Here is a 328-nt window from a genome sequence, read left to right as displayed (position 1 = left end):
GTGTTTTTGGAATTGTTTTAATACTAACTTTCTTATATAGGTTTTATGATTCTCTTATTTATATTATTAAATTTATTAATTTAAATGATTCTAATAAAGTTAGAATGATGAATGAATACTCTGTTTCGTTTGTTTTTGGACATTCTATTATTGTTATGTTCTTTATAGAGATTTTTGCAAGAGGTTATGGTTACTTTTCTCCTGGCGTATTTTTGTTCTTCGTAGCGATATTTCTAACCTCGTTCGAAAAAAATAATTTGATCCAAGACTTAAGAGTAAAGCCTGATAATTTAATTGTGACGTGATAGTGGAATATGTGTTTTAGTGT

The 328-nt window shown here is 26.5% G+C and carries 1 protein-coding gene; it reads left to right on the top strand.

Annotation, left to right across the window (positions count from 1 at the left end; all coding sequences use genetic code 11):
- The coding region (locus QWI17_RS00415) for a hypothetical protein (protein WP_302720523.1) at positions 1-305 on the top strand (305 nt) is incomplete at its 5' end.
- Between the last annotated feature and the right edge of the window lie 23 nt (positions 306-328).

Origin of the sequence: Gilvimarinus gilvus (assembly GCF_030518155.1) — a bacterium.
Classification (GTDB): domain Bacteria; phylum Pseudomonadota; class Gammaproteobacteria; order Pseudomonadales; family Cellvibrionaceae; genus Gilvimarinus; species Gilvimarinus gilvus.
Note: the sequence above shows the minus strand (reverse complement) of the source record. Positions and strands in the feature narration are given on the sequence as shown.